General features: G+C 51.7%; 18 protein-coding genes and 1 riboswitch. Of the genes, 5 read left to right on the forward strand and 13 right to left on the reverse strand.

What is annotated here, in order from left to right; genetic code table 11:
• Positions 1–98 precede the first annotated feature (98 nt).
• A complete protein-coding gene (locus ACR0EO_RS20265) occupies positions 99–2,138 on the forward strand; it encodes a dockerin type I domain-containing protein (RefSeq protein WP_480692653.1) in 2,040 nt (679 codons plus the stop codon).
• 15 nt (positions 2,139–2,153) lie between these two features.
• Here the strand turns inward: ACR0EO_RS20265 and ACR0EO_RS20270 are convergent, their stop codons facing one another.
• The 9 genes from ACR0EO_RS20270 to ACR0EO_RS20310 all read right to left on the reverse strand — a co-directional run bounded on the left by ACR0EO_RS20270 (position 2,154) and on the right by ACR0EO_RS20310 (position 10,780).
• Positions 2,154–3,470, reverse strand: coding sequence for an HlyD family type I secretion periplasmic adaptor subunit (locus ACR0EO_RS20270; RefSeq protein WP_480692654.1), 1,317 nt, complete (start codon positions 3,468–3,470; stop codon positions 2,154–2,156).
• Positions 3,460–5,190, reverse strand: coding sequence for a type I secretion system permease/ATPase (locus ACR0EO_RS20275; protein ID WP_480692750.1), 1,731 nt, complete (start codon positions 5,188–5,190; stop codon positions 3,460–3,462). Before ACR0EO_RS20275 ends, ACR0EO_RS20270 begins: the two co-directional genes overlap by 11 nt.
• A 181-nt stretch (positions 5,191–5,371) precedes the next feature.
• Complete coding sequence (locus ACR0EO_RS20280; protein WP_480692655.1) at positions 5,372–6,055, reverse strand: LysR substrate-binding domain-containing protein; 684 nt, start codon at positions 6,053–6,055, stop codon at positions 5,372–5,374.
• Positions 6,018–6,245 carry a helix-turn-helix domain-containing protein gene (locus ACR0EO_RS20285; protein WP_480692656.1) on the reverse strand — a complete coding sequence of 76 codons (228 nt, stop codon included), beginning with the start codon at positions 6,243–6,245 and terminating at the stop codon, positions 6,018–6,020. The genes ACR0EO_RS20280 and ACR0EO_RS20285 overlap by 38 nt, the downstream gene beginning before the upstream one ends.
• Positions 6,246–6,387: 142 nt before the next feature.
• Positions 6,388–7,701 (reverse strand): hypothetical protein, encoded by a 1,314-nt coding sequence (locus tag ACR0EO_RS20290; RefSeq protein ID WP_480692658.1) that lies wholly within the window; start codon positions 7,699–7,701, stop codon positions 6,388–6,390.
• 739 nt (positions 7,702–8,440) lie between these two features.
• A complete protein-coding gene (locus ACR0EO_RS20295; protein ID WP_480692659.1) occupies positions 8,441–9,289 on the reverse strand; it encodes a Rossmann-like and DUF2520 domain-containing protein in 849 nt (282 codons plus the stop codon).
• A 128-nt stretch (positions 9,290–9,417) separates the two neighbouring features.
• Positions 9,418–9,762, reverse strand: a complete 345-nt coding sequence (locus ACR0EO_RS20300) for a Hint domain-containing protein (protein ID WP_480692751.1) — start codon at positions 9,760–9,762, stop codon at positions 9,418–9,420.
• A 118-nt stretch (positions 9,763–9,880) separates the two neighbouring features.
• Positions 9,881–10,096 carry a Hint domain-containing protein gene (locus ACR0EO_RS20305; RefSeq protein WP_480692752.1) on the reverse strand — a complete coding sequence of 72 codons (216 nt, stop codon included), beginning with the start codon at positions 10,094–10,096 and terminating at the stop codon, positions 9,881–9,883.
• Positions 10,097–10,114: 18 nt separating this feature from the next.
• Complete coding sequence (locus ACR0EO_RS20310) at positions 10,115–10,780, reverse strand: calcium-binding protein (protein WP_480692661.1); 666 nt, start codon at positions 10,778–10,780, stop codon at positions 10,115–10,117.
• 732 nt (positions 10,781–11,512) lie between these two features.
• Here ACR0EO_RS20310 and ACR0EO_RS20315 point away from each other — a divergent pair.
• Positions 11,513–12,400, forward strand: a complete 888-nt coding sequence (locus ACR0EO_RS20315) for a LysR substrate-binding domain-containing protein (RefSeq protein ID WP_480692662.1) — start codon at positions 11,513–11,515, stop codon at positions 12,398–12,400.
• Positions 12,401–12,875: 475 nt separating this feature from the next.
• Here the strand turns inward: ACR0EO_RS20315 and ACR0EO_RS20320 are convergent, their stop codons facing one another.
• Positions 12,876–14,081, reverse strand: coding sequence for an acyl-CoA dehydrogenase family protein (locus ACR0EO_RS20320; RefSeq protein ID WP_480692664.1), 1,206 nt, complete (start codon positions 14,079–14,081; stop codon positions 12,876–12,878).
• Positions 14,082–14,262: 181 nt separating this feature from the next.
• On the reverse strand, positions 14,263–15,291 hold the full coding sequence (locus tag ACR0EO_RS20325; RefSeq protein WP_480692665.1) for an AraC family transcriptional regulator: 1,029 nt from the start codon (positions 15,289–15,291) through the stop codon (positions 14,263–14,265).
• 180 nt (positions 15,292–15,471) lie between these two features.
• Positions 15,472–15,591, forward strand: a riboswitch (TPP riboswitch).
• A 109-nt stretch (positions 15,592–15,700) separates the two neighbouring features.
• Between ACR0EO_RS20325 and thiC the strand changes: the two genes are divergently transcribed.
• Positions 15,701–17,491, forward strand: coding sequence for a phosphomethylpyrimidine synthase ThiC (gene thiC / locus ACR0EO_RS20330; protein ID WP_480692666.1), 1,791 nt, complete (start codon positions 15,701–15,703; stop codon positions 17,489–17,491).
• A 211-nt stretch (positions 17,492–17,702) separates the two neighbouring features.
• Here the strand turns inward: thiC and ACR0EO_RS20335 are convergent, their stop codons facing one another.
• Both ACR0EO_RS20335 and ACR0EO_RS20340 read right to left on the reverse strand, forming a co-directional pair.
• Positions 17,703–18,284: a chemotaxis protein CheD gene (locus ACR0EO_RS20335; protein WP_480692667.1), complete on the reverse strand. Its 582-nt coding sequence runs from the start codon at positions 18,282–18,284 to the stop codon at positions 17,703–17,705.
• A complete protein-coding gene (locus ACR0EO_RS20340) occupies positions 18,281–19,126 on the reverse strand; it encodes a CheB methylesterase domain-containing protein (protein ID WP_480692668.1) in 846 nt (281 codons plus the stop codon). Before ACR0EO_RS20340 ends, ACR0EO_RS20335 begins: the two co-directional genes overlap by 4 nt.
• An 825-nt stretch (positions 19,127–19,951) precedes the next feature.
• Here ACR0EO_RS20340 and ACR0EO_RS20345 point away from each other — a divergent pair.
• Together ACR0EO_RS20345 and ACR0EO_RS20350 are read left to right on the forward strand one after the other, a co-directional pair.
• Entirely contained in the window at positions 19,952–20,326 is a 375-nt protein-coding gene (locus ACR0EO_RS20345; RefSeq protein ID WP_480692669.1) for a response regulator, read from the forward strand.
• A gap of 1 nt (position 20,327) precedes the next feature.
• On the forward strand, positions 20,328–22,370 hold the full coding sequence (locus ACR0EO_RS20350) for a chemotaxis protein CheA (RefSeq protein WP_480692670.1): 2,043 nt from the start codon (positions 20,328–20,330) through the stop codon (positions 22,368–22,370).
• The last annotated feature ends 16 nt before the right edge of the window (positions 22,371–22,386 follow it).

Here is a 22,386-nt window from a genome sequence, read left to right on the forward strand (position 1 = left end):
GCCGAACTTCTCGTTTTCACCACATTTCCGCTTTGGTTTCGGACTGGGCATCGGATCATCCTTTGGTGGGTGCCGGATATGGCGTGGGGTGATTTGATATGATGCTTCAGTTCGAAGGAGTGGTTGCAACGGGTAGCGCAGCGCTCGATTCAGGTATCGGCGATACGGCTTTAAAAACGTTTAACGGTGTTACGTACCTGTACAGCGTGACAGGCGCCGGTGGTGGTATCGCTGTCTGGAAACTGGTCGAGGGTTCGGTTGCGCAACTGCACGACACTGAGTTCTTCGGCGGCACGATTACCTCTCAGGTGGGCCGCAGTGGGACTGTTGTTTCCTTGGCAGGTGATGACCAGATCGTGTTGGACGTGCGCTTGGCCACGGGCCTTGTTGGCTATGGTCTGAACCCGAATAGGACAGTGGGCGCGTTGCAAGAGACGGGAACGCTGTCAGGCGGTGGAGATATCTCAGCCGTGGCTCAGTTCGGTAATGTTTTGACCGTCGCCCACGAAGCTACGGATCAAATCGCGACCTACACCGTGAACGGTGACGGTACCTTGAGCTATGGCGCTTCGATTGCAGGACAGGCTACTTCTATGCAGGTTTTGCAGTCTGGTGAGGATCATTATGTGATCTCGGCCGACTCGGCAGGCAACGCAATCAACACTTATCGAGTCGATGAGAGTTCGGGTTTGATAAGTGAATTGGACAACAGCGATTCCCTCGCCACATTAGGGATCGCAGCTCCTACAGCAATGGAAACCATACAGGCTTATGGACAGTCGTGGGTGATTGTCGGAGGTGCTGGCAGCAATTCTCTTAGCGTAATGGAGCTTGCCGGTGACGGGCAGCTTCGTCCGACCGATCATGTCTTGGATTCAAGGTTCACTCGGTTTGAGACGGTACAGGATCTTGCCGTAGTCAAAGCTGACGGTCACGTGTTTGTTGTCGCAGGGGGAGGGGATGACGGGGTTACGCTTTTCGTACTTACCCCCGATGGTCAGCTTGTTCATTTGGACAGCTTCGCAGACACTGTGCAAAGTGGTTTGCAGAACGTCGAAACACTCAGCGTCGCGCATGTGGGGGACGAACTACAAATCCTTGTTGGATCGCAACATGATGCTGGGCTGACACAGTTAAGTGTATCGATGGCGGACTTGGGAATAGTGCGCGACGGGTTTGGTCCTATTGCAGGCACGGCGCAAGACGACATGCTTAGCGGCAGTATACTAAGCTCTGCTTTGTGGGGCGGGTCTGGTGATGACATTTTGATTGCCGGAATGGGGGCAACAACAATGGTGGGTGGTCCGGGTTCCGATATCTTTGTCATGCAGTACGGCAGTGACCCGACCACTATCAACGGGTTTGAAGTTGGCATCGATCGGTTGGACCTGTTCGACTACCCATTGTTGCGAACGCCTGCACAGTTGACCTTTACGGCAACAGCCCAAGGCGCGCAGATCGAATTCAAAAACGAAACCATCTTTATCAACTCTTCTACTGGCGATCCTTTGACCAGTCAGGATGTTTTCGGCGCGGGCTTCGGTGGCCCCGATCACATCCCAGTTGATTTTGGAGATTTTGACACTCAGGAACCCGAAAGTTCTGAAGGGGTTCAGGGGACGATAACGGTCAATTCCGATCTCTCCAATCCAGGGTTAACCGATGCAGAGATCCTTTTTACAACGGACGCTGGAGGAACCATAAGCGTCAAGGCTGATGATGAGGGCCGGTTTGATCTGGATTTGCCCTCGGGATCCCTCTCAGGTGAGTTGGACATAATCAAAACCTACTCGACGGCAAGTTCGGAAATCACCGCTTTGGACGCGCTTCAGGTTTTGAGAATTTCGGTTGGTTTGGACCCGACATGGGGGCCAGCTTCTCCGGAAAACCTTATTGCGGCCGACATAACGCAGGACGGAACAATCAACGCGCTGGACGCCCTGGCGATTTTGCAAGTGGCCGTAGGCCAGCCAACTGCGCATGAGGCCGAATGGGTCTTTTTGGACGCCGATGCAGATCTATCTGGAATTACGCGAACGAACGTAAGTTACGAGACCGGGGCGAGCGTCGTGGCGGTGGACAATGCTATTGCCACCGACATGACATCTATTCTTCTCGGCAATCTTGAACCGGTCTAGCGATTAGCCGCCCTTCTATTCTCTAAATGCCCGGTTGAAGTAATCGGCCATCGGCTTGATCAAATAGGAAAGAGGAGTACGCTCGTCGGTTTTGATCATGGTTTCCACTGGCATACCTGGTAGCAACGCTTGGCCGTTCAGACGCTCGATCTGATCTTCTTCTGGTACAACCTCGGCGCGATAAAAGGTCTGGCCCGTGTTTTCATCGGTAAAAGTGTCGGCGGATACTGTGACGACGTGACCGTCAAGCTCTGGGGTTTCGCGTTGGTTGAAAGCAGGAAAGCGCAGAGCGACGGGCTGGCCGACATGTAGTTGATCCACATGGATCGCATCCACTCGTGCGGCAACTAGTAAGGGCGTGTCCTGAGGAACGACGTACATCATTGGCTCAGCAGGTTGTATCACGGATTGCAGCGCAAAAACCTGACTACCATAAACCGTTCCTGTTACCGGAGCGCGAATATCAAGCCGTGATAGACGTGTGTCCAGCGACAAACGGCGCTCAGCCAGTTCGGCGATCCGTGTTTGAACTTCTCGTAGTTCCGTTATCGCTTCTTCACGTCTTGTAGCAGCGAGTTCGACGATTTCGATCTCGGTTGCTGAAATCTGCCCGCCCAAACGTGCGACCGACGCTTCAAGCCGTCCGATTTCGCCTGTTAGGCTGGCTTCTTCCCGTTGCAGGGCGGAAACCCGGCTGGCTTGCGTCAGGCCGCGTTGGAACAGGCTTTGTTGGTCTGCCAGTTCGTTTTGAATTAGGTCGACTTGGCGACGTAAGGATACTAGCTGCGCTTCTGTACCTTCAATTTCGCTCTCGATTTGCACCAACTGTTTGCCCAACTGTTCAGTTTGCTGGGACAAGGTTTCGTAGCGTGCCTCGAACAGGCTGAACTGACCTGCAATCAAATCAGGATCGATGCCTTCCTGGTTCTGGATTTCCTCGAGCTGAGAAGCCAGAGTTTCGGCATTCACGCCGTCACGCTCGGCTTCCAGTCGGGTTCTGCGTGCCATCAACTCAAACAATTGAGATTCAACGATGGCTTTTTCTGATGAGAGAAAAGTGTCGTCCAATCTGACAAGCAAATCACCAATGGCGACCGCGTCGCCGTCGCGAACGAAAATCTCACCCACAACACCACCGTCCGGGTGTTCAACAACTTGCCGGTTGCTCTGAACCTCAATGATCCCTTGCGATACGATGGCACCCGCAAGGCGTGTCTGTACGGCCCAAATGCCCACACCGCCAACTAGTATGAACAAAGCTAAGAAACCCACGAGAGCGGGAACCGTGATGCGCCAAACCGGGCGCGAATCCTGAACTGAATTATCCTGCATCAGTACCCACCTGGTTAAGGCCACGTTGAATGGCACTCGCGTTTTGGACCATTGCACCCAGCACCTCATTACGGGGGCCGAACTTCACGACTTGGCCTCGTTCGACAACTGCCAGATCATCGCATTCGGAAATCGCCTGAGGGCGGTGGGTCATGATAATCGCGGATTTTCCGGCTTCCTTGAGGCCTCTTACAGCCGCGTTCAGCGCCTCTGTGCCTTCGGCATCAAGAGCCGAATTTGGTTCGTCGAGAATAAGCAGAACGGGATCCCCGTACAGCGCGCGAGCCAGAGCGATACGTTGTTTCTGTCCGCCTGAAAGCTGACTCTCATTGCCTTCAAGGAATGTGTCATACCCTTTTTCAAGCGATAGGATCAGATCGTGGGCTTTGGCCTTCTTGGCGGCCTCTACCACGGCCTCAGGGTCAGGTTCTTCGGACATGCGCGCGATGTTTTCCGCCACCGTACCGTTGAACAACGTGACTTCTTGCGGAAGATAGCCAATGTGCTGCCCCAAATCATTGGGGTCGTATTGTTCCAGGGTTGCGCCACTTAACCGAATCTCACCTGCGGCAGGTTGCCAAAGGCCTAGTAAAGCCTTGGCCAATGTCGACTTGCCCGACCCACTTTTGCCAATAACACCAAGCGCCTTACCCGGTTCAAGTTGCAACGCAACATTGCGCAATGTCGGCGTGGAAGCGCCAGGAGGAATTACGGTTAGTCCTTTCGCCGTTAGACGGGCCTCGGGTACTGGCAGTTTTGTATGGGATGCTTCGGGCGGCGTAGCGTCCAAAAAGCGGTTCAGCGAAGCCCACGCGGAGCGAGCGCGTTCGATCATACCCCATTGCCCAACAGCTTGTTCCACAGGTGCAAGCGCACGGCCCAATAGGATGGAGCCAGCAATCATTGCCCCTGGGGTCAATTCATTGCGCAGCACCAACCAAGCACCCAAGGCCAGCATCGCAGATTGAAGGAACAAGCGCAGTGACTTTGTCAGAGAGGTGAAGCTACCCGTCCAGTCGCTTGCTGAAATAGTCTGGCGCAACGCGTTGGTTCGTTGTTTCTGCCAACGCTTGGTGATGTCGGCCTGCATGCCTTGAGACCGCACAACTTCGGCTGCTTGCCTTGCATTTTCTGAAAACGCATTCGCTTGCGCCGAGGCTATCTGCGCTTCGGCGACTTTTCGGTGTGTCAGGGCTTGGTTCAACAGCGCAATCACTATTAATAACGACCCACCTGCTACAGCCAACCAGCCAAGCAAAGGGTGAAACAGGAAAATTGCCGCAAGAAAGACCGGTGTCCAAGGGATGTCCATTACGGCCAGCAACACAGGCGAAGAGCAAAGGTTTTGGATGGATTCTAGGTCGCGCAACGCGGTTGCGGGTGCCGATCTTGCCTGAGGGTACAGAGATCTGCGCAGGGTAGCGTCGAATACGCGCTCATCCAATTGGGATTGAAAACGCGCTCCAAAACGAGCCACGATTCTTCCTCGGGCAAAGTCCAGCATTGCCATTAAGCTGTAGAGCAGCACCACCAGCAGAAACAACGCGGTCAAGGTCTCGACGGCGCGTGATCCCAAGACACGGTCATATACTTGCAGCATGAACAGTGGACCGGTCAACATCAGTAGGTTGACGAAAACACTGAACAAAAATGCCAAAGCCAGAAATGTTATGCCCTGATTGCGCACCTTGCGCAATTCATAGCGGGGCGGCACGAACATACGGTTCTCGGTATTCACGAAAGGGGCCTTTAGTTTCTGGTTAAGGTGCATGCTAGGCGAACCTGCAATGGGCCGCATCCTAGACCTTTGCCGCACTGCTGAAAACGCGAGAGTTTGCGGATCGGCGAAAAGCCTCTTGCAACCACTCCTACATTAACAGAACGGGACGCCCGTTGTATGATTATCTTGGTTTCAATTTGGTCTCTAGAGCGGTGTCACAAAACGATCGAACCAGCCTCGATTCGGACCGATCATTTAAATGGGCGAGATAGTATCTGGTTTCCAACTGGGCATCCCATATTGGTATTGCACGAAGGTTGGGGTGGGGAACGAATTCGAAATCCGCGACGAAGCCGATGCCGATAGCTTGCTCAACGGCTTTCCAAATTGCTTCTCTGCTGCCAAGTTCGAGTATTGGTTCAACTTCAATCCCGCGTTTTTCCGTCTCAGCCTCGACTGCGGCTCGAGCAGTTGACCCGGCTTCACGGCGCACAATTTTCTGTCTGTGGAGATCGGCGATCGAAATGTTTTCCATGTTGAAAAACGGGTGATCAGAATTCACAAAAGCGACAACCTGATGCGTACTGTACAAGCGGGTTGCGACACGTGGATCGGACTGCACTTCGGCCAAAATGGCGACGTCGGCCTCGTAGGACAAAATCCGCTCAAAGCATTTCCGAGAGTTGCCGAACCAGACGTCCAAATCGATTGCCGGATACCTGGATTTGAAGGCAACGATCATGTCTGTGGCGTGAAAAGGGCCGACTGCTGCGATACTGAGTTGTCCAGCTTGAAAGCCGCGGAACGAATCCAGCAGTGTTTCTGCATCAACTTCGGCTTGGTGTAGGCGGGAGGTGACCGCCAAAAACTCGCGTCCGGCATGGGTAGTGAACTTCGCGCCCAATTCGGTTGAACAATTGCACGCTGTAGCGGTTTTCCAGATCCTTCACCTGGGTCGATAGGGTCGGCTGGCTAATGTTCAATTCACTCGCTGCTGCGGAAAAGCCGCGATATGTAGCAAAAGCGTGAAAGGACCTGAGTTCAGATTTTAACATAGCCGCTAGATATGGATTGCGATGATTAAATCAATCAGGTCAATAGAGACGGTTTGAGTTTCCGAAATCAAACAGGCGGACGTGAGCTAAAGTCTGGTATTTGTTTGACACGCAAACCTCGGGCTGGTCTGATCTACAAGCCCTAGTTTGTTCTTGCGTTTGAAAGGTCATGCTGGACCCGAGCGTATGCTTGCGCCATGGACGTCAAAGTGTGAGGCGGGCACCCAATCTCTGGCAGACAAGATGCATCGATTACGCGCATGCGTCCCTCGAATGCGGTTTCCACCACATCGTCTACTGCAAGTTGATCCGATCCCACTGTCAGATTGTGATAATGGAACCCTTGACCGGGAGCGGTGGTACCCAATGTGCAACGAACGCCATTGTTAGCGAGCCAGTTCTGAAAGAACTGCAGTTCTTCGTCCGGTTCCTGTCCCAAAGTGGATGTCGCCTCAATTTTCTTGGCATTTGGTTGATGCCTCAACTTTACTTGGGCATTGGGTGTCCAAAGCCTGACGGGTTGTACAAAATCGAATAGGCGACCGATGCGGCGGCCGCGTAAGACAGGTCCAAGTCCAAAGTTTGCCGTAACAAGGCTGACCGGAGCCTGAGATACCGCATAGACGGATGCAAAAAGGTTGCATCGCTCACCATTTTTGAGCGTTACAGTCAAAGCGTTGAAGCTACTGTTGTTTGCATAGTTGCGTGGTCGCCCAAGGACTCGATCTAACCTAAAGCAGTTGATGGTATAGGGCGCATGGTCGCGAAAGCTGATTTCAGATGCCTGAGGTAAGCTGCGTGCCAGCGTAGTTGCTGTTCCTAACACACCTGCTCCTAAGAACACACGTCTTGCACAAATCTCAGAGCCGCCGCCCAGATCCAAACGTAGAAAGTCTTTTTCGGCTTCGATCCGTTGAACGCGCCCTGACAGGACTTCGACATTGTTGATCTCTGTTAGCCGCTTATTAACAGCAATGGCCATTGCATTTAGTTGGCTGCCCGGCGCATCCTTTGTGCCCACTAAAAGACGAGGTGCACTGGCTTCGAGATCATTGCCCAAGCTTTTTTGCGGTGTGCCGCCAATGACTTCCAGGTCAGCCTGCACTGCATCGCAGGCCTCCCGATAGGATGCCCAAGATTGTATAAAGGGACTTTGGCCCCACGGATCGTCTTTGCTATAGATCAGCAGTTGCTTGCCCCAATAATTAGCAAGCCCCCCAATTTCGGCGGCTGCGTACATCGGCGGGGCGTCTCCGGAAACAGGCGTGCGTTCAGCCAAGCAAGCTGGCTTTTGTCGTTCAAAAGCAACCGAAACGATTTTTGCCGGCCCATCGCGCCAAGGGTCGGGAGTGGCGCCTGTAACGACGGCTAAAGAACCCGAGAAGCCTCGCAATGCGGTCAAGGCGGCATAGCCGGCGGGACCTGCGCCAACCAGAGCTACATCAAAAATGCGCATATCTCAGCCTCTTGGCCCGAAACGCCGGCTGGTTCAGTGGTGAGGAGAAGCTGATTTGGTGTGTGAGTGGTTCTGGCCACTTGGCCCTGAAAAAAAATGCAAACAATTTCAACTCGTTGATTGAATGAAAAACAAAAAACTTAAAAGTATGGTGGGCAGATTGTCTTGACGCCAAGCGGGCGAAGTACCTTTCATATCGCATCGCAGGTGAAACCCCTCCGCTTAATGTGCCTTCAACAATGAGGCCCTCGTTACATCATCAACAATAAACCCGGACTTGTGCGAAATGGGCAAACCAGCTGGGCAGGAGTTAAACAAACGCTGCAATCGCAAAAAATGGTGGATGCAGTGAAATTTGACGTCAATCACTCCTTTTGTCTGAGTCTTACAGTAAAAGTACGCCAGTGAAGTTGCGCTAATCAAGCGTCGCCTTTGTTATGCGCGTGGTTTCGCAAGTATGGCGAGAATCTGGTTTAAGTTTACAGCACTACCTTACCTCAAATTCGGTGGGGTAATGTTAAGATTTCACCACACCCGCAGAAACGTCGTTTTGGTGGGCCTATCGTTCAGGCCGATCATTGGTTTTAATTGGTTCAAAAGGCGCTGATGGCAGCCGATTGTCATCTTCCAGCGCGCTTGAAGTTAACAGGTTAAGATAATTTCGATATTTGTGTCGAGGTTGCCGGATGTAACCTATTCACCTGATTGAGCCACTCTCTTTGGTTTATCTTTAGTCGCCTTAGGGCTTTGTTGTACCATGAGTTTTCAGGTCATGAGCCATCGCGCTCAGTTCCTTGTAAACCTTGCCGGCAGAAGAGTGCCAATCTGAAACATCCCGACCCTGAGAAGTTACCACGCTATTATCACCCCGAGCTGCGGGACCCGTTAAGGCGCTTTGCGGACCTGCTGCAGCGACGTTCTCAACCGTGCTAGCTAAAAGTTTCGCGTTGAGCTGTTCAATTGTGCCGTCCGCGACACCGGCTTCTGACCACGCTTCGCGCGCGATTGCCTGCAATACAACTGTGAAGTTATTCGATATCACCGCAGCGGCGTGATAGAGGCTTTTCTTGTCGGAATTTATTAAAAAGCACTGAGCTTTCAGTTTTTCCAGCAGTGGTTGAACAAAAGCAATCGCACCCTTGTCTCCTTCCAGTCCACAAAGCGTACCGTCGAATTGAGCTTTTGCCGTATCGGGATCGGCAAAGGACAGAACAGGATGAACGCTGGCCAACTGCCAGTTCAACCGACGTAAGCAGGCCATTTGGTCGGCCGGGAAAAAGCCGCTGCAATGGAATGCAACGGAGGGGTGTTGGTCGTCACCTTCGTCAGAGAACCTATTGTCAAGGTCAGTAGCAATCGCCGATATCTGGGTGTCGGGAACTGCGATGATCCACAAGTCCGCTGGTCGCAAATCTGCAATGCTCTGTACCGGCTGACCCGCTCCAGCCCGAAGAACGGCATTTTGTGCCGAGGTGTATGTGGCGCTCAGGACGTCCTGTATACAGCAACCCGGAAGATCGCTCATGAGCGAAAGAAAGGTCTTTCCGACCCGTCCTGCGCCGATCAGGTTGATTGTAATCGGATCCATTTCCTGCGCCCTCTAGCGTCAAAAATAGCCTGCTTAGTATTCCACTCAGACCTCCGTAATCATGATAGAATAAACTGGATCAAAGTGGGTCACTTTCGATGAGGTATTACAGCTCAGAAAGGACGAAGTCACCCATTGAACATTGGTTTGAGGTTCTTCTGGTGGCGTTGGATGAGGCTCTTTTGACGATGTGCTTTTGGGATCAGGCGCGCTGGCGTTCGTTGAACGCTGTCTGGGCCAAAGAGCTTTTTGAATTCTGCCCGTGCGTCAGTGTCCAGTGTTTGAAGCGCAAAGGTTTCGGGCAAAGAGCTTTCGGAAGGGGCTCCTTCGGCGAACACGATCTGATGGTCGTCGAACACTAGGTGAAAAAACTCGACCTCTGACACGGTCTCGTCAAGATTGATACCTGTTATTCCAACAAGTCGGATCGCGGGCACGAGAACCTCGTCTGTGCCAAACATACGTTCCGCAATTTTTTGAGGTCACCAGCATTCGGTGCTGACGAGACACCAATAAAGCCCGGTTGGGTTTGCTATGTCCCTACGCATCTTGCCGAATGCGCACAGGCAGCAGATTTGGATTGGCCATGAACTACGAAGAGGAGACTTTGTGAGAAAGGTTCAGGCGCCAAATTTGAGAAGCATTGTAGGCAGTTTCAATACGGTCACCGCTTTTTAAGCCCTCGGCTGGAACTGGACCTTTATCGGTATTGATCAAGGTTCCACGGCAAAAGCAGGCGACGCCAGTTGTATCTAGCGTCAGCGCCGAGCCATCGACGGAATTGCCGGACCCGTCTTCGATCCGGATCGAAAAATCATCACTTAGTCAGCTACCTGTTTGGGCGATGATTTCGACGGTATAATCGATGCTATTGATGATGCCGTCGATCGTTCCGTCTGCGGCATCGGCGCGCACCATTCCAAAGGCATTGCCAAATTGCTGGTCACCGTTGGCTGCAGCCTCAGCGTTGACGGCATCGACGCTGTCTTGATTGAAATAGCCGCTCAGGTCGAAGAAATCGTTGTTTGTTTGATCTCTATCGTTGATTGCTCCCGAATTTCCGGCGCCGAAATCGGTCATCGTGTCTTGGTTCTCGTCGTTGCCGCTTAGCGAAAACACATCATCGCCGGCTCCGCCCGTCAGAGTATCGGACCCGGCGCCACCGATCAAAGTGTCGTCGCCAGAACCTCCCGTGATGGTGTCGTTTCCTCCACGCCCGTCGATGGTAACTCCGTCTGTTTTGGTGGTCGCGCTTAGTATCTCGTCATTGTCAGTGCCTGAATACTCATCAACATCGTCCAAAGCACCGGGGTCGGTGATGTTGAAACCATTGTTCAGTGTTGTTTGGATGTCGACCGAGGTTACCTCGCCAATCAAAGGATCATCTTGGGGGAACGCGGGCTCGTCGATCAGGTTGTTAGTGCGGATAACGTCGTCAGGAATGCCATCAGAGGTCGGCGTAGTTACAATGATCTGAAACCCATTTTCCAAGCGAGAAATGATGGTAAAGTTGCCACTTTGCAGTGTGCCGTCTTTGAAGACTTGAAATTCACCATCATCGTCGATTGTGGCCCGCTAGGTGGCAGTTTCGACGTTTACAATCGCGTCGGGAACAACCAGACGATACCGAATGCCATCATCGATAACCTCAAAGATGACGTCGTCCGTGAAGGCGAGATTCCCAAGTAGTATTTTGTCCTGGTTCGGTCCGTTGGAGAAATCGAAAAGACGTTGAAAGTTGCCCCCGCCGGTGTTGTCAAAACGGGCGACGACAGTTGCTTCGAATACAATTGCTTTTTTTAACTGCTCCCGGCCCCGGTGATACTTGTTTTTTGGGTGTCGTATGGGTTCTGAAAATTTGAATGCTCAGAGGTCACCGCTTTATGGAGAGGCGGTGGCGCGAAGTCTGTAAGTCTCAAATTCTCCTTAACTCAAAAAACGGCAATCATAATTGAAATTTTTTCGCCAGTTTAGCAACTTCAATCAAGCGCTTTTTTGCAGCTAGAAGTGTATCCGGCGACCTCGGGTGTGTTGTTCATATGGTTTCAAAGCTACCGGAGCTTTAGCGGTACGAAATAGGCTGGTTCTCGGAGCCTTGGATGCTTGTGTCTGTTCCAGAGGACGGTCGATGACTGCTTGTTTCGCAGAATGGCAGAGTTCGATTCTTATTGAGAAAACCGAATACTATTGCCCTAAACGGTCTAAAAACCTTAAACGGAAACCATGCCGATAGAGTTTCGTCATCATGACAGCTTGCGACTGTTCGTTGAAATTGCCCGGTTTCGAAGTTTCTCCGAAGCGGCCAAGGTGTTGAATATGACCAAAGGCGCAGTGAGCTATCAGATCAAAACGCTTGAAGCTGCGGTTGGGTTTTCTCTTTTCCAGCGCGAAGCCAGAGGGGTTGAGCTGACCAGTCGCGGGCAAAAGCTGTTAGGCGCATGCCAGCGGCATTATGAGGATATCGAGACGCAGGTCCTAGCGCTGAAGGGTTTTGCTACGAGCGCGCTGACTGTCGGTCTTTCGACTTATTTCGCGGCGCGCTGGCTTTCACCTCGGTTAATGTCATTTTTGCAGGATCACCCTGAAATCCAGCTTCGGCTGCAGCCAATGGTTCACCTTTTTGACCTGAGGTCGCAAGGAGTCGACATCGCAATACGGTGGGGTAACGGCCGTTGGAGTGATTGCGATATAACCTCTTTCATGCCGTGCCCGGCCTTTCCCGTTGGGAATGCTAAGGCTTTGGAGGCGGTTCGATCGCAGGGGCTTGAGCGTGCGTTTTCCCGTTTCACATTGTTGAGGGATAACGATGAAAGCAATGCCTGGTCCGATTGGCAGGACGTCGCGCGGTTGCCGCGCCAAACGCGCAGAGACACACTGATTATTCCGGATCCCAATGTGAGGGTTCAGGCGGTTGTTGATGGTCAGGGTGTTGCTCTTATGGATGCGCTTGTCGAGCGGGAACTCGAAGAGAAAAAGTTGTTCCGCCTGTCTGAGTCTTCGCTTGAGGATTATGGCTACTATCTTGCACGCCCGCACATTTCAGACGTTGCAGACAGCGTATCGGCCTTTACAGGCTGGCTGCAAAGCCAGCAGAACTCAGGTAAAATGTAATTTACGAACACATCCTAAAATTAGACTTCGGGAGGAGTTTGCGGTTCTCGAATAACTAGTCGGCGGTGACCGCGCTCGAATTTTACCCTTTCCGGGAAACACTCAATTCCCGCAGTTGACAGGAATTGCGGGATGGTCGTGACACATGCGCTGCAATTCACGTGACGCGAAATGCGGATTGCTCCATTTGCACGCTTAAAGTGTATTTCAGCGCCATTCTGTTTGCGGATCATTAGCGTGCAAATTAACGGTCAGCTTGGTTTTGGGAAGCGTTGGTGTTTGCTCTCCAGCGAACGCAGCACTTAGCCAGACCCGGCCAGCGCTTCGATTTTATCGGGTTTCATTAGTTGCGAGTTTAGAAGTGCTGGCCAGTTCCGTCTCGGCGAGTTTAGGAAGTGATTGTCGCTCGTCCTGGCAAAAGAACCGGCCGATTTCGCGGCCGGTTCTTATTCAATTTGTCAACGTTTTGGGGTTCTTAAACTGTGGCTACGGCTTCGGTTTTGGTGTCCAGTTCGCCGTAACCCTTTGGAACGGATAGATCAGGCAGAGTTGCTGCGCGTTTCTGAAGTGAACGCCCGATGACCACTCGGCTAATCTCGGTTGTTCCATCGACGATCCGCAACATCTGCGCCAGACGGGATAATCGGTCCAAGCCATAGGGCTGCAGTAAACCCATACCCCCAAGAACCTGGGTACAGGTGTTGGCCGCATCGACGGCTGCATCCGGTACGAACCGCTTGGCATGTGCCGCCATCAACGGCCCTTCAGGAGTTCCAAGCGCTTCGGCAGCTTTGCGATACAAAAGTTTGGAAGCTTCAAGGTTGGTGGCAACTTCGCCCAGCATCCATTGGATGCCGTCCAGCTCAAGGTTTTTGCCCCCAAACATCTTGCGGTTTTTTGAGTATGACAGCGCAGTGTCCAGTGCCGATTGCATTAGACCGCAACATCCCGAAGCGATAGAAACCCGAGCAATGTCGATTGCCATCAGCGACCCTTGCAAGCCTTGGCCGATTGGCAAGATGATATTGTCTTCACTGACGACCACGTTATCGAAGTACATCTCTGAAATGGGCAAGAAGCTGTAAGAAGGGGTATCATATAGTGGCCCAAAGCTCAGGCCAGGTGTATCGGCTGGGATGGCAATCATCGCCATATCTTTATGGCCCGGCGCATCACTGGTTTTGACAACAGTAAAATAGATATCGGCTTCGGTAGCTAAGCTAACCCAGGCCTTTGACCCGTTGATTGTCCAGGTGCCGTCGCCGTTGATTGTTGCACGAGAGTACATCTTTATCGGATCGGAACCGGACTGAGGCTCAGTAAGCGCAAAGTTTGCCAGCTTCCGGCCGGACGTAAGGTCGCGGGCCCACTTTTCCTTGAACGCATCTGTGCCATAACCACACCCGGCAAATGTGCAAATGTTATGCATGGACAGAGCAAATGCATACGCTCCGTCGCCTAGGCCCAATTGTTCATAAACCTGTATCCCCTCGGACAATGGAAGTCCCTGACCTCCGAACTCTTCAGGTGCGTAGAGGCCCGTCAAACCAGCTGCTGCTGCGGCGTCCGAAGCATCACGAGGCCATTTTTTAGCTGCGTTCCATTTGTCTACATTGGGCAGAATGACCTGCTCTGCATGATCGCGCGCGGCTTGTAGAATAGTGTTAAGCTTGTCCGACATTGATCGGTCCTTTCGCCGGTAGAATTATCCTATCACGCCAATCGAATCGCGGGCGCTAGCACAGCGCTGCGGGCGGCATGGCGATTTTTAGCTGTGAATAGCTTGTATTTCGGGGATTACCGGATCGTGCCGTTTGGCTCTATCTCATGCCACGACAAGATGCTTTCAAAAAGTGACAAAATCAGGTTTGTGCGAAACCGCTTTGGTGGTACGAACTGGGTGTGCTGCCAGTCCATTTTTTGAATGCGCGGTGAAAGTTGGCGGCAGACGAAAACCCAACGTCCAAGGCTATTGCTTCTATGCTCTTGCGCCCGGCTTGTAAGTCGCGGATTGCTATGTCCCGTCTAAGAGCATCCTTGATCGCTTGAAACGAGCTGCCTTCTTGATGAAGCTTTCGAATGAGAGTGCGCGGTGTCATATGCATCGCCTGTGCAGTCTGTTTTAAGTTCGCAGTGTTCCAGTCAGTTTGAACCAGATAGGTGCGCACGCGGAGCGACTGTGTGTGTTCACGTGAGCTTGTGAAAATCCAGTCTTTCGGGGCGTTCTTAAGAAAACGGTCCATGTCTGAATTGTTTCGTGATTGAACCGAGCCAATCGTACTGGGATCAAATGAAATCGAGGTTATAGATCCGCCAAACTTCACCGGTGCCGGAAAAACAATCGCATAGTCCTGATAAAAATCCGGGCGGGAGAAGGCGAACTCAATTTCTTTGACTGGAACCTCATGCCCTGCAAGCCATGAAACAAGCCCGTGTGCGAGTTTGAGGATTAGCATATGCCCAAATCTCTGAGGTGTAGCGGTTTCGCGTGGACTCAAATCCAACGTCAAAGCGGTTTCACTCTCGATCAGCTCGAACTGGTAATCATCCAACAACAGGTTCCAGAAAGTTGAAAACCGGTACAACGCCGACGGGATCGATGTAGCCTTTCGGACTGTGGTCAAAAGATGCTGCAGAGCTCTGGGCCGAATTGGGCGGCTCCAAAGCCCCATCATTTCATCTCCGGTTTCGACAGCAGCGAGTTGGTACAGACACACAATCTGATCCAGCGTCACACGGCGTTGAAGTTGAGTGCGATCTTCGGATAACTCTGCGCGCCGCATTAACGACGCCATTTGTTCATCCGAACAAAGTGTGCGCAATGCCCCAAGCCAGTCGTCGATAAACTGTCCGGAAACAGTGGATAGAATTGTTGGGTTGGCAGTGCTCATCGCGAGGAGTTGGCTATCATCGATTTGGTAAGTGAATAAGGTCGAAAGGGTCAACTCCGATGAGTTACACTATTTTTGGATCGATAAAACGCACTTTGCGCCTTGTTGCGGCCGATGCCCAAAAATCTAAAGGTCGTAACGAAATGAAGCTTGCGTAAATCAGATGCGTCAAGCTAAGTCTTGGTCACGCAGGGGAGTCCCACCTAGGGGACTGAGAGGCTGACAGGGCAATGCCCGGCGAAGCGACCCTTTGAACCTGACCCAGTTGACACTGGCGTAGGAAGCTAGGGCGCGAACGCCAAGGATCCGGGCGGGCGCACTCCGAACAGGGGGCCGTACACCCTCTCGTTTCCCCAAGCCATAACTCATCTGGTGTCTTTTTGAGTTGAACCGCTTGAGGAGCACCAACATGAACATCCCCAATCCTAAGATCACTACAGGTGAATTGCCTGCATCTCGCAAGATCTACGTGAATGGCACTCTACATCCCGATATTCGTGTGCCGATGCGCGAGATTTCTGTCCATCCGACAGCGGGAGAGCCGCCGTTGCCCGTTTATGACAGCTCAGGCCCTTACACCGATCCGAATGTCGTCACGGACATTCGTCAGGGTCTTAGTCCATTGCGTCGCAATTGGATCCAATTGCGCGGAGATGTTGAGGAATATGACGGGCGCGAGATTAAACCCGAAGACAACGGCTTTGTCGAAGGCGACCGGCTGACCCCTGAATTCCCGGTGAACTCGCGCCCTATGCGCGCGAAGCCCGGCAAGGCTGTGACTCAGTTGGCCTACGCTCGAGCCGGAATCATAACGCCAGAGATGGAGTTCATTGCCATCCGTGAAAATCAGCTGCGCGAGGCTGTAACCGAGCAACGCGAAGGCAATGACTGGGGCGCCAACATTCCCGACTATGTGACCCCGGAATTCGTTAGGGATGAGATCGCGGCAGGACGTGCCATTATCCCAGCCAACATCAACCACCCGGAAAGCGAGCCGATGATCATTGGGCGCAACTTTTTGGTCAAGATAAACGCCAACATGGGCACGTCGGCGGTTACCTCCAGCATGGAGGAAGAGGTCGACAAGCTGGTCTGGGCAATCCGATGGGGTGCGGACACTGTTATGGATCTCTCTACCGGTCGCAATATCCACAACACCCGTGAATGGATCATCCGAAACTCGCCGGTTCCTATCGGTACCGTGCCTCTTTATCAGGCTCTGGAAAAGGTCAATGGCATTGCCGAGGATCTGACATGGGAAGTTTTTCGCGACACTCTAATCGAGCAGGCAGAACAGGGTGTGGACTATTTCACCATCCATGCGGGTGTGCGATTGCATATGGTTCCAATGACGGTGAACCGGGTAACCGGCATCGTGTCACGCGGTGGATCGATCATGGCCAAGTGGTGTCTACATCATCACAAGGAAAGCTTCTTGTATGAGCATTTCGATGAAATCTGCGATATTTGTCGAGCATATGATGTCTCTTTCAGTCTTGGTGACGGGCTGCGCCCCGGTTCAATCGCTGATGCGAATGATGAAGCGCAGTTCGCCGAACTGGAAACACTTGGTGAATTGACCAAGATTGCCTGGGCTAAGGATTGCCAGGTTATGATCGAAGGGCCGGGCCACGTGGCCATGCACAAGATCAAGGAGAATATGGACAAGCAGTTGGAGTGCTGCCACGAGGCTCCGTTCTATACGCTTGGTCCGCTGACTACCGATATCGCGCCGGGGTATGATCATATCACCAGTGGCATCGGCGCTGCGATGATCGGTTGGTTCGGCTGCGCGATGCTTTGTTATGTGACGCCAAAAGAGCATCTGGGCCTGCCCGACCGTGACGATGTGAAAACCGGTGTGATTACCTACAAGATCGCCGCCCATGCCGCCGATCTTGCCAAGGGTTTGCCGGGGGCGCAAAGGCGCGATGATGCTCTCTCACGTGCCCGGTTCGAGTTCCGCTGGGAGGACCAATTCAACCTGTCTTTGGATCCGGACACGGCAAGAGAATTTCACGATCAAACACTTCCCAAGCAGGCGCATAAAGTCGCGCACTTTTGTTCTATGTGTGGTCCGAAATTTTGTTCGATGCGGATCAGCCATGACATTCGGGCAGAAGCGCAAAAAGAAGGGATGGAGGCAATGGCCGCTAAATTTCGAGAGGGCGGAGACCTATACATCCCGCTTGACGAGTAAGGCATAAATGTGGGGCCGTTCTTATCGGCTCCGCAACTCCCTCTTTAAGCGTACTTTGAAATCGCGATGAGAAATGCCCACGCACAAACGGGAACTTTGAAAGTTGCGGAGCCTCTTTGGTCTTCTGCGCAGAAGGTTGAGACGCCGCTGCTCGGGGTTACTGTTCGAGTGCGTCGGTTGAAGCTTAAAGTGCGACCGAGGCGAGTAATTTTTAACGGTCCAAAGTCGAAGTGTCGTCAAAAAGCTTCAGACCACTTGGTGCCTTTTGGGGAACTGGTTTCGTGTCCAGTGTTTCTGGGGCGAATTGCGGCGCTACCAGTACTTGTTGTACGCGACCGGTATGTGGATGAAACCGAATGCGCCGGGCTTGTGTTCCCCCTACTGAAGAAGCAACACACGGTATTCCCTCAACTTCCAGAAACTTCTTAGTGAAATTGACGTTCTGCTCACCCACGTTCGGAAGGTTTGGGGACATGTTGGCTCCTCCGAATACTTTGGCTTGGAGGGTATCCCTATTTCCACCAAGTTTGAGTATTCCGTTGATCAAAAGCTCCATCGCGTTAACACCATAGCGACTGCTGTATTCTCGACCATCACCACCGGCCAAAAGAAAGTGGTTCATTCCGCCAATCCCAGTTGTCTTGTCAAATAGGCAAGCAGATATGCAGGATCCAAGAACGGTTGTGAAAACAACGTTTTGCCCCTGTGTCACTTTGTAATCGCCTTGCAGGACTGCTTCTTTGATCGTGGTATCCAGTTCGTTCACCATGGTGTCTTGTGGGTTGATGTTCAAAACTTGCTCGCTCCCAAGAGTGCGGCGGCCATGCGGTGTAAGGGGACGCGTCTTTGAGCTGCTCCGATCTCCCAAGCTGCTCGAGGCATCCCATAAACTACCGACGTTTTCTCATCCTGAGCAAAAGTCGCTGCCCCTGCTTTGCGAAGGGCCAGCAATCCTTCCGCGCCATCTTGCCCCATCCTAGTTAGTAGGGCTGCAACAACTTGCTTTCCCATAGGAACTGCTGAGTGAAACAACTTATCTACCGAGGGTGTATGCCCTGACACAGGTGGACCTTCCCTTAACAAAGTGTGTGTGGGTTTCGCTGCGCTTAGTTCCAGATGATGCCTTTGACCAGCGACTATGCAGACTTTACCTGCTTCCAGCATCCAGCCGTGTCCCGCTGATACAACGTCAGCTGGGCAAACTTGGCGGCACATATCAACCAATCCTTGACCAAAGCCAGTGCCAGTATGCTGGACAATAACCGTAGGCGGGCAATTCTTCGGGAAACTCGACAGTATTTTGCAAAGCGCATCAATGCCACCTGTCGATGACCCGATGAGAATTACGCTTTTATTTTTGGCGCGCTGATCGTCGGATTGTTCCGGATGGCTGACTGGTTTGATTGTGCGGCTTTTGCCAAGGGCACTGATATAAGTATCAATCGAATCTGGTCTGTGGATGACAGGCATTCCCTCGCGTCGGCGATCTGAACTATCTTTAGAGTATAGGACGCACGAAACCTCCAAAGCCTTAAACAGCTTTTTCATTGGCTGAAACTCGGGGAGTTGTAGAAACTCTTCCTCAATTATGGCGAGAGAAATGTGTTGCTCTTCGGCTGCGACATAGGCCGACATTAGGTTGTCGACAGCAATCACCTCCACAGGTGTGTCGGTTTTTTTGATGTGTGACATGAGTTGGTCTCTTCCGACGGTGTCGACACTTAGGATCAGTATTGTGTTCATAGCTTTTCTTGCAGGGTGTTTTTCAGAGAGATACCCGCCATTGGTGGCTAATAGCTTAATCAGAATGGATTTTGTGTAACACGTTTAGGAGAAATGTTTCTGGGTTGGTCCGTTTTATGGGCTCAATTTTTTGATTTTTATCGGTACGTGTTTTTAAGAAAATTGAACTAAAGATTGAAGAGCGCTTGGTTGCGAAGCTATTTTCAATAAACCTGTACAGTTTTAATTATTAGAATACAGCTGGTTTTTCCTCGCTAAGTTTTTTTAGAACTTTATTTAAATTCCATATATTTTAGTTCTATTCTTTAGATTTTACTTTTCATGCGGTGACTGAGCAATTTCCGCTTTGTCGAAAAGAGTTTGTTAAACTGTGCGCGCTACCTAATTTCCACCAGCTTTAAATCTAAGCTGAAACTGAGGCAGTTGAATGCAAGGAAAGAGGTCTGTGAAAAAATTTATACTTGAGCGCTCGACTACATCAGGAGAGTTCGCTTCATTAATCGCGTTTTTGCAACCTGGGCCAGTTCAGTCGGTGGAGATTGATTGTTCGGCTTTATCCCTCATCCCCTCGCGATGTCTTCAGATTCTTCTTGCTGCGCGAGAAAGTTGGGAGAGTTCTGATCACGACTTCACTCTGATCGGCATCAACGAAAAATGCAGGGTTTCCCTTCTGACGATGGGTGTCTGCGACTCCACGTTTCAAATGAAAGCAGGCTAATGAAAATCAAGGTGTTGGTGATCGATGACTCTCGTACGATTCGTGCTCTGCTGACCGAAACGCTGTCAGAGGCAGGGTTTGACGTCGTCTCGGCAGAGGACGGTCAGGTTGGGGTCGAAAAATATTTAGAAGTAAGTCCAAACGCAGTAATCACAGATCTCAACATGCCAAGACTGGACGGGTTTGGCGTTATCAGGGCACTTCGGGGTGGTCCTATCGCAACGAAAGTTCCCATTCTTGTGCTGACGACTGAGAGTTCGGACGCAGTCAAAGCTCGTGTCCGGGAGGCAGGAGCAACGGGTTGGATTGGGAAACCTTTTGATGATGAACAGCTGCTGTTTGCATTGAAACGTGTCACGGGAGTTGCCGCCTGACATGAGCACCTCAATCCAAGATACTTTTTTTGAAGAATGCGAAGAACTGTTAGGCGAGATTGATGAGGGTTTGACTTCAATCGATGAAGGCGGCCTGGATTCCGAGAGCGTAAACGCAGTTTTCCGAGCAGTTCACTCTATCAAAGGAGGGGCAGGAGCCTTCGGCTTGGATAATCTGGTGGGCTTTGCTCACACCTTTGAGACTGTCCTGGATGTCTTGCGCTCTAACAAACTGAACCTGAGTGCTGAACTAACTCGTGTTCTCTTTCGCGCAAGCGACCATCTATCTGATCTTGTTTCGGAATCGCGAGGGGGCAATCCAGCTGACCCGGACACACGTTCGGTTATCCTTGCGGAACTGGAGAGTTTTCTGGACGAGGACGAGCTTGGCGAAGAAGTTCAGCTGTCGGACTTTGCTCCGGTTACTTTGGATTTCGATTTACCTGAATTGGGTGTTCAAGAATCCAATTTTGTAATCCGGTTCAAGCCGCATTTCAGTTTGTACGAAAATGGCAATGAACCACTTTTTCTTTTGCAGGCCCTTTTTGAATTGGGTGAGGCGGAAGTTGAAATTGATGCATCGGCGTTGCCTGGTATCGAAGAATTAGACCCTGAGGATGCATATCTCGCCTGGAACATTCGGCTTCGGACGACAGACGCCCGTGAGGCCATTGAAGCTATTTTTGAGTTTGTGAACGGCCTTTGTGAACTGGTTATTCAAGAAGAACCGGTACGCACTGATGCGATTCCTAATTTCGATGTAACCGCACCTCCAATGGTCGACGTACAAGAAGGCGTGGCGAAACTGCCCTCAGTTGCACCTGAACCTGCGAAGCAAAATACTAGCGAAACGCGCTCGTTTAACCCCACGTTGAGGGTGGAACTGGATCGTGTTGATCGGCTCATAAATACGGTTGGTGAATTGATCATAAATCACTCCATGTTGGCACAGCAGGTGCACAATTTAGACGCGAGTGATCTTAAGGCCGTGGAGACTGAGTTGGAAAGCTTCAAGGCACTGGCCCGGGAGATCCAAGAATGCGTTATGTCTATCCGCGCACAACCGGTGAAACCCTTGTTCCAGCGCATGGCACGCATCGTACGCGAGGCTTCTTCAACGACAGGAAAGCAAACGCGATTGGTCACTGACGGGGAGGCGACCGAAGTCGATAAGACGGTAATCGAAAGGCTGACAGATCCCCTAACACACTTGTTGAGGAATGCAGTGGATCATGGGATTGAAGAACCAGAAACTCGGCAGGCGAACGGTAAACCTTCTGAAGGTGAAATTCGTCTCAGTGCTTCGCATCGGTCCGGCAGCGTTTACATAGAAATAAAGGACGATGGAGCTGGCCTGAACCGTAAGAAAATCAAGGAAATAGCGATTTCCAAAGCACTGATTCCAGAGAATGCAGAACTGTCGGACGCCGAGATTGATAATCTATTGTTCCTGCCGGGTTTTTCGACCGCGGCCGAAGTGTCTAACTTGTCCGGGCGCGGGGTGGGAATGGACGTCGTTCGAAACTCAGTTTCTGCGCTTGGTGGGCGAATAAACATTTCGTCGACGCCTGGTCAAGGAACGACAATTGCAATTGTTCTGCCTTTAACGATGGCCGTAATGGACGGCATGGTCATTTCGGTTGCCGAACAAACCATGGTTGTGCCGATAGCATCAATTGTCGAAACAATACGTGCCTCTGAGAACCTGATTCACAGTTTCGGGCCGAATGGCAAAATGCTTTCAGTCCGCGGAAGCTTTGTCCCAGTTTGCGAAGTTGCAAGCGTCTTTGGGTTGCGTTCACGCGGTCAGCCAGCGCCCTCATCGGTTTTTCTACTGATAGAAACAGAGTTGGGCGAGCGTGGTGCGTTGGCTGTGGATGCCATCCATGACCAGCGGCAGGTTGTCATTAAAAGCCTTGAAGGTGTTTGTGATGACACTGCTGGCATCGCCGCCGCCACAATTCTTGGCGATGGCAAAATCGCCATGATCCTGGATCCCGAGAAAATTCTGACCGAGTCACCGGTGAATACCAGGCCGATATAAGCCGCAGGAGATAGTT

This window comes from Ruegeria sp. BE9 (genome assembly GCF_056538765.1).

What these genes read in the sequence shown, in the direction of transcription:
- ACR0EO_RS20265 (WP_480692653.1), top strand. Translation starts at nt 99, where the DNA reads ATGATGCTTCAGTTCGAAGGAGTGGTTGCAACGGGTAGCGCAGCGCTC.
- ACR0EO_RS20270 (WP_480692654.1), bottom strand. Translation starts at nt 3,470, where the DNA reads ATGCAGGATAATTCAGTTCAGGATTCGCGCCCGGTTTGGCGCATCACG.
- ACR0EO_RS20275 (WP_480692750.1), bottom strand. Translation starts at nt 5,190, where the DNA reads ATGTTCGTGCCGCCCCGCTATGAATTGCGCAAGGTGCGCAATCAGGGC.
- ACR0EO_RS20285 (WP_480692656.1), bottom strand. Translation starts at nt 6,245, where the DNA reads ATGTTAAAATCTGAACTCAGGTCCTTTCACGCTTTTGCTACATATCGC.
- ACR0EO_RS20290 (WP_480692658.1), bottom strand. Translation starts at nt 7,701, where the DNA reads ATGCGCATTTTTGATGTAGCTCTGGTTGGCGCAGGTCCCGCCGGCTAT.
- ACR0EO_RS20295 (WP_480692659.1), bottom strand. Translation starts at nt 9,289, where the DNA reads ATGGATCCGATTACAATCAACCTGATCGGCGCAGGACGGGTCGGAAAG.
- ACR0EO_RS20315 (WP_480692662.1), top strand. Translation starts at nt 11,513, where the DNA reads ATGCCGATAGAGTTTCGTCATCATGACAGCTTGCGACTGTTCGTTGAA.
- ACR0EO_RS20320 (WP_480692664.1), bottom strand. Translation starts at nt 14,081, where the DNA reads ATGTCGGACAAGCTTAACACTATTCTACAAGCCGCGCGCGATCATGCA.
- ACR0EO_RS20325 (WP_480692665.1), bottom strand. Translation starts at nt 15,291, where the DNA reads ATGAGCACTGCCAACCCAACAATTCTATCCACTGTTTCCGGACAGTTT.
- thiC (WP_480692666.1), top strand. Translation starts at nt 15,701, where the DNA reads ATGAACATCCCCAATCCTAAGATCACTACAGGTGAATTGCCTGCATCT.
- ACR0EO_RS20340 (WP_480692668.1), bottom strand. Translation starts at nt 19,126, where the DNA reads ATGTCGGCCTATGTCGCAGCCGAAGAGCAACACATTTCTCTCGCCATA.
- ACR0EO_RS20345 (WP_480692669.1), top strand. Translation starts at nt 19,952, where the DNA reads ATGAAAATCAAGGTGTTGGTGATCGATGACTCTCGTACGATTCGTGCT.
- ACR0EO_RS20350 (WP_480692670.1), top strand. Translation starts at nt 20,328, where the DNA reads ATGAGCACCTCAATCCAAGATACTTTTTTTGAAGAATGCGAAGAACTG.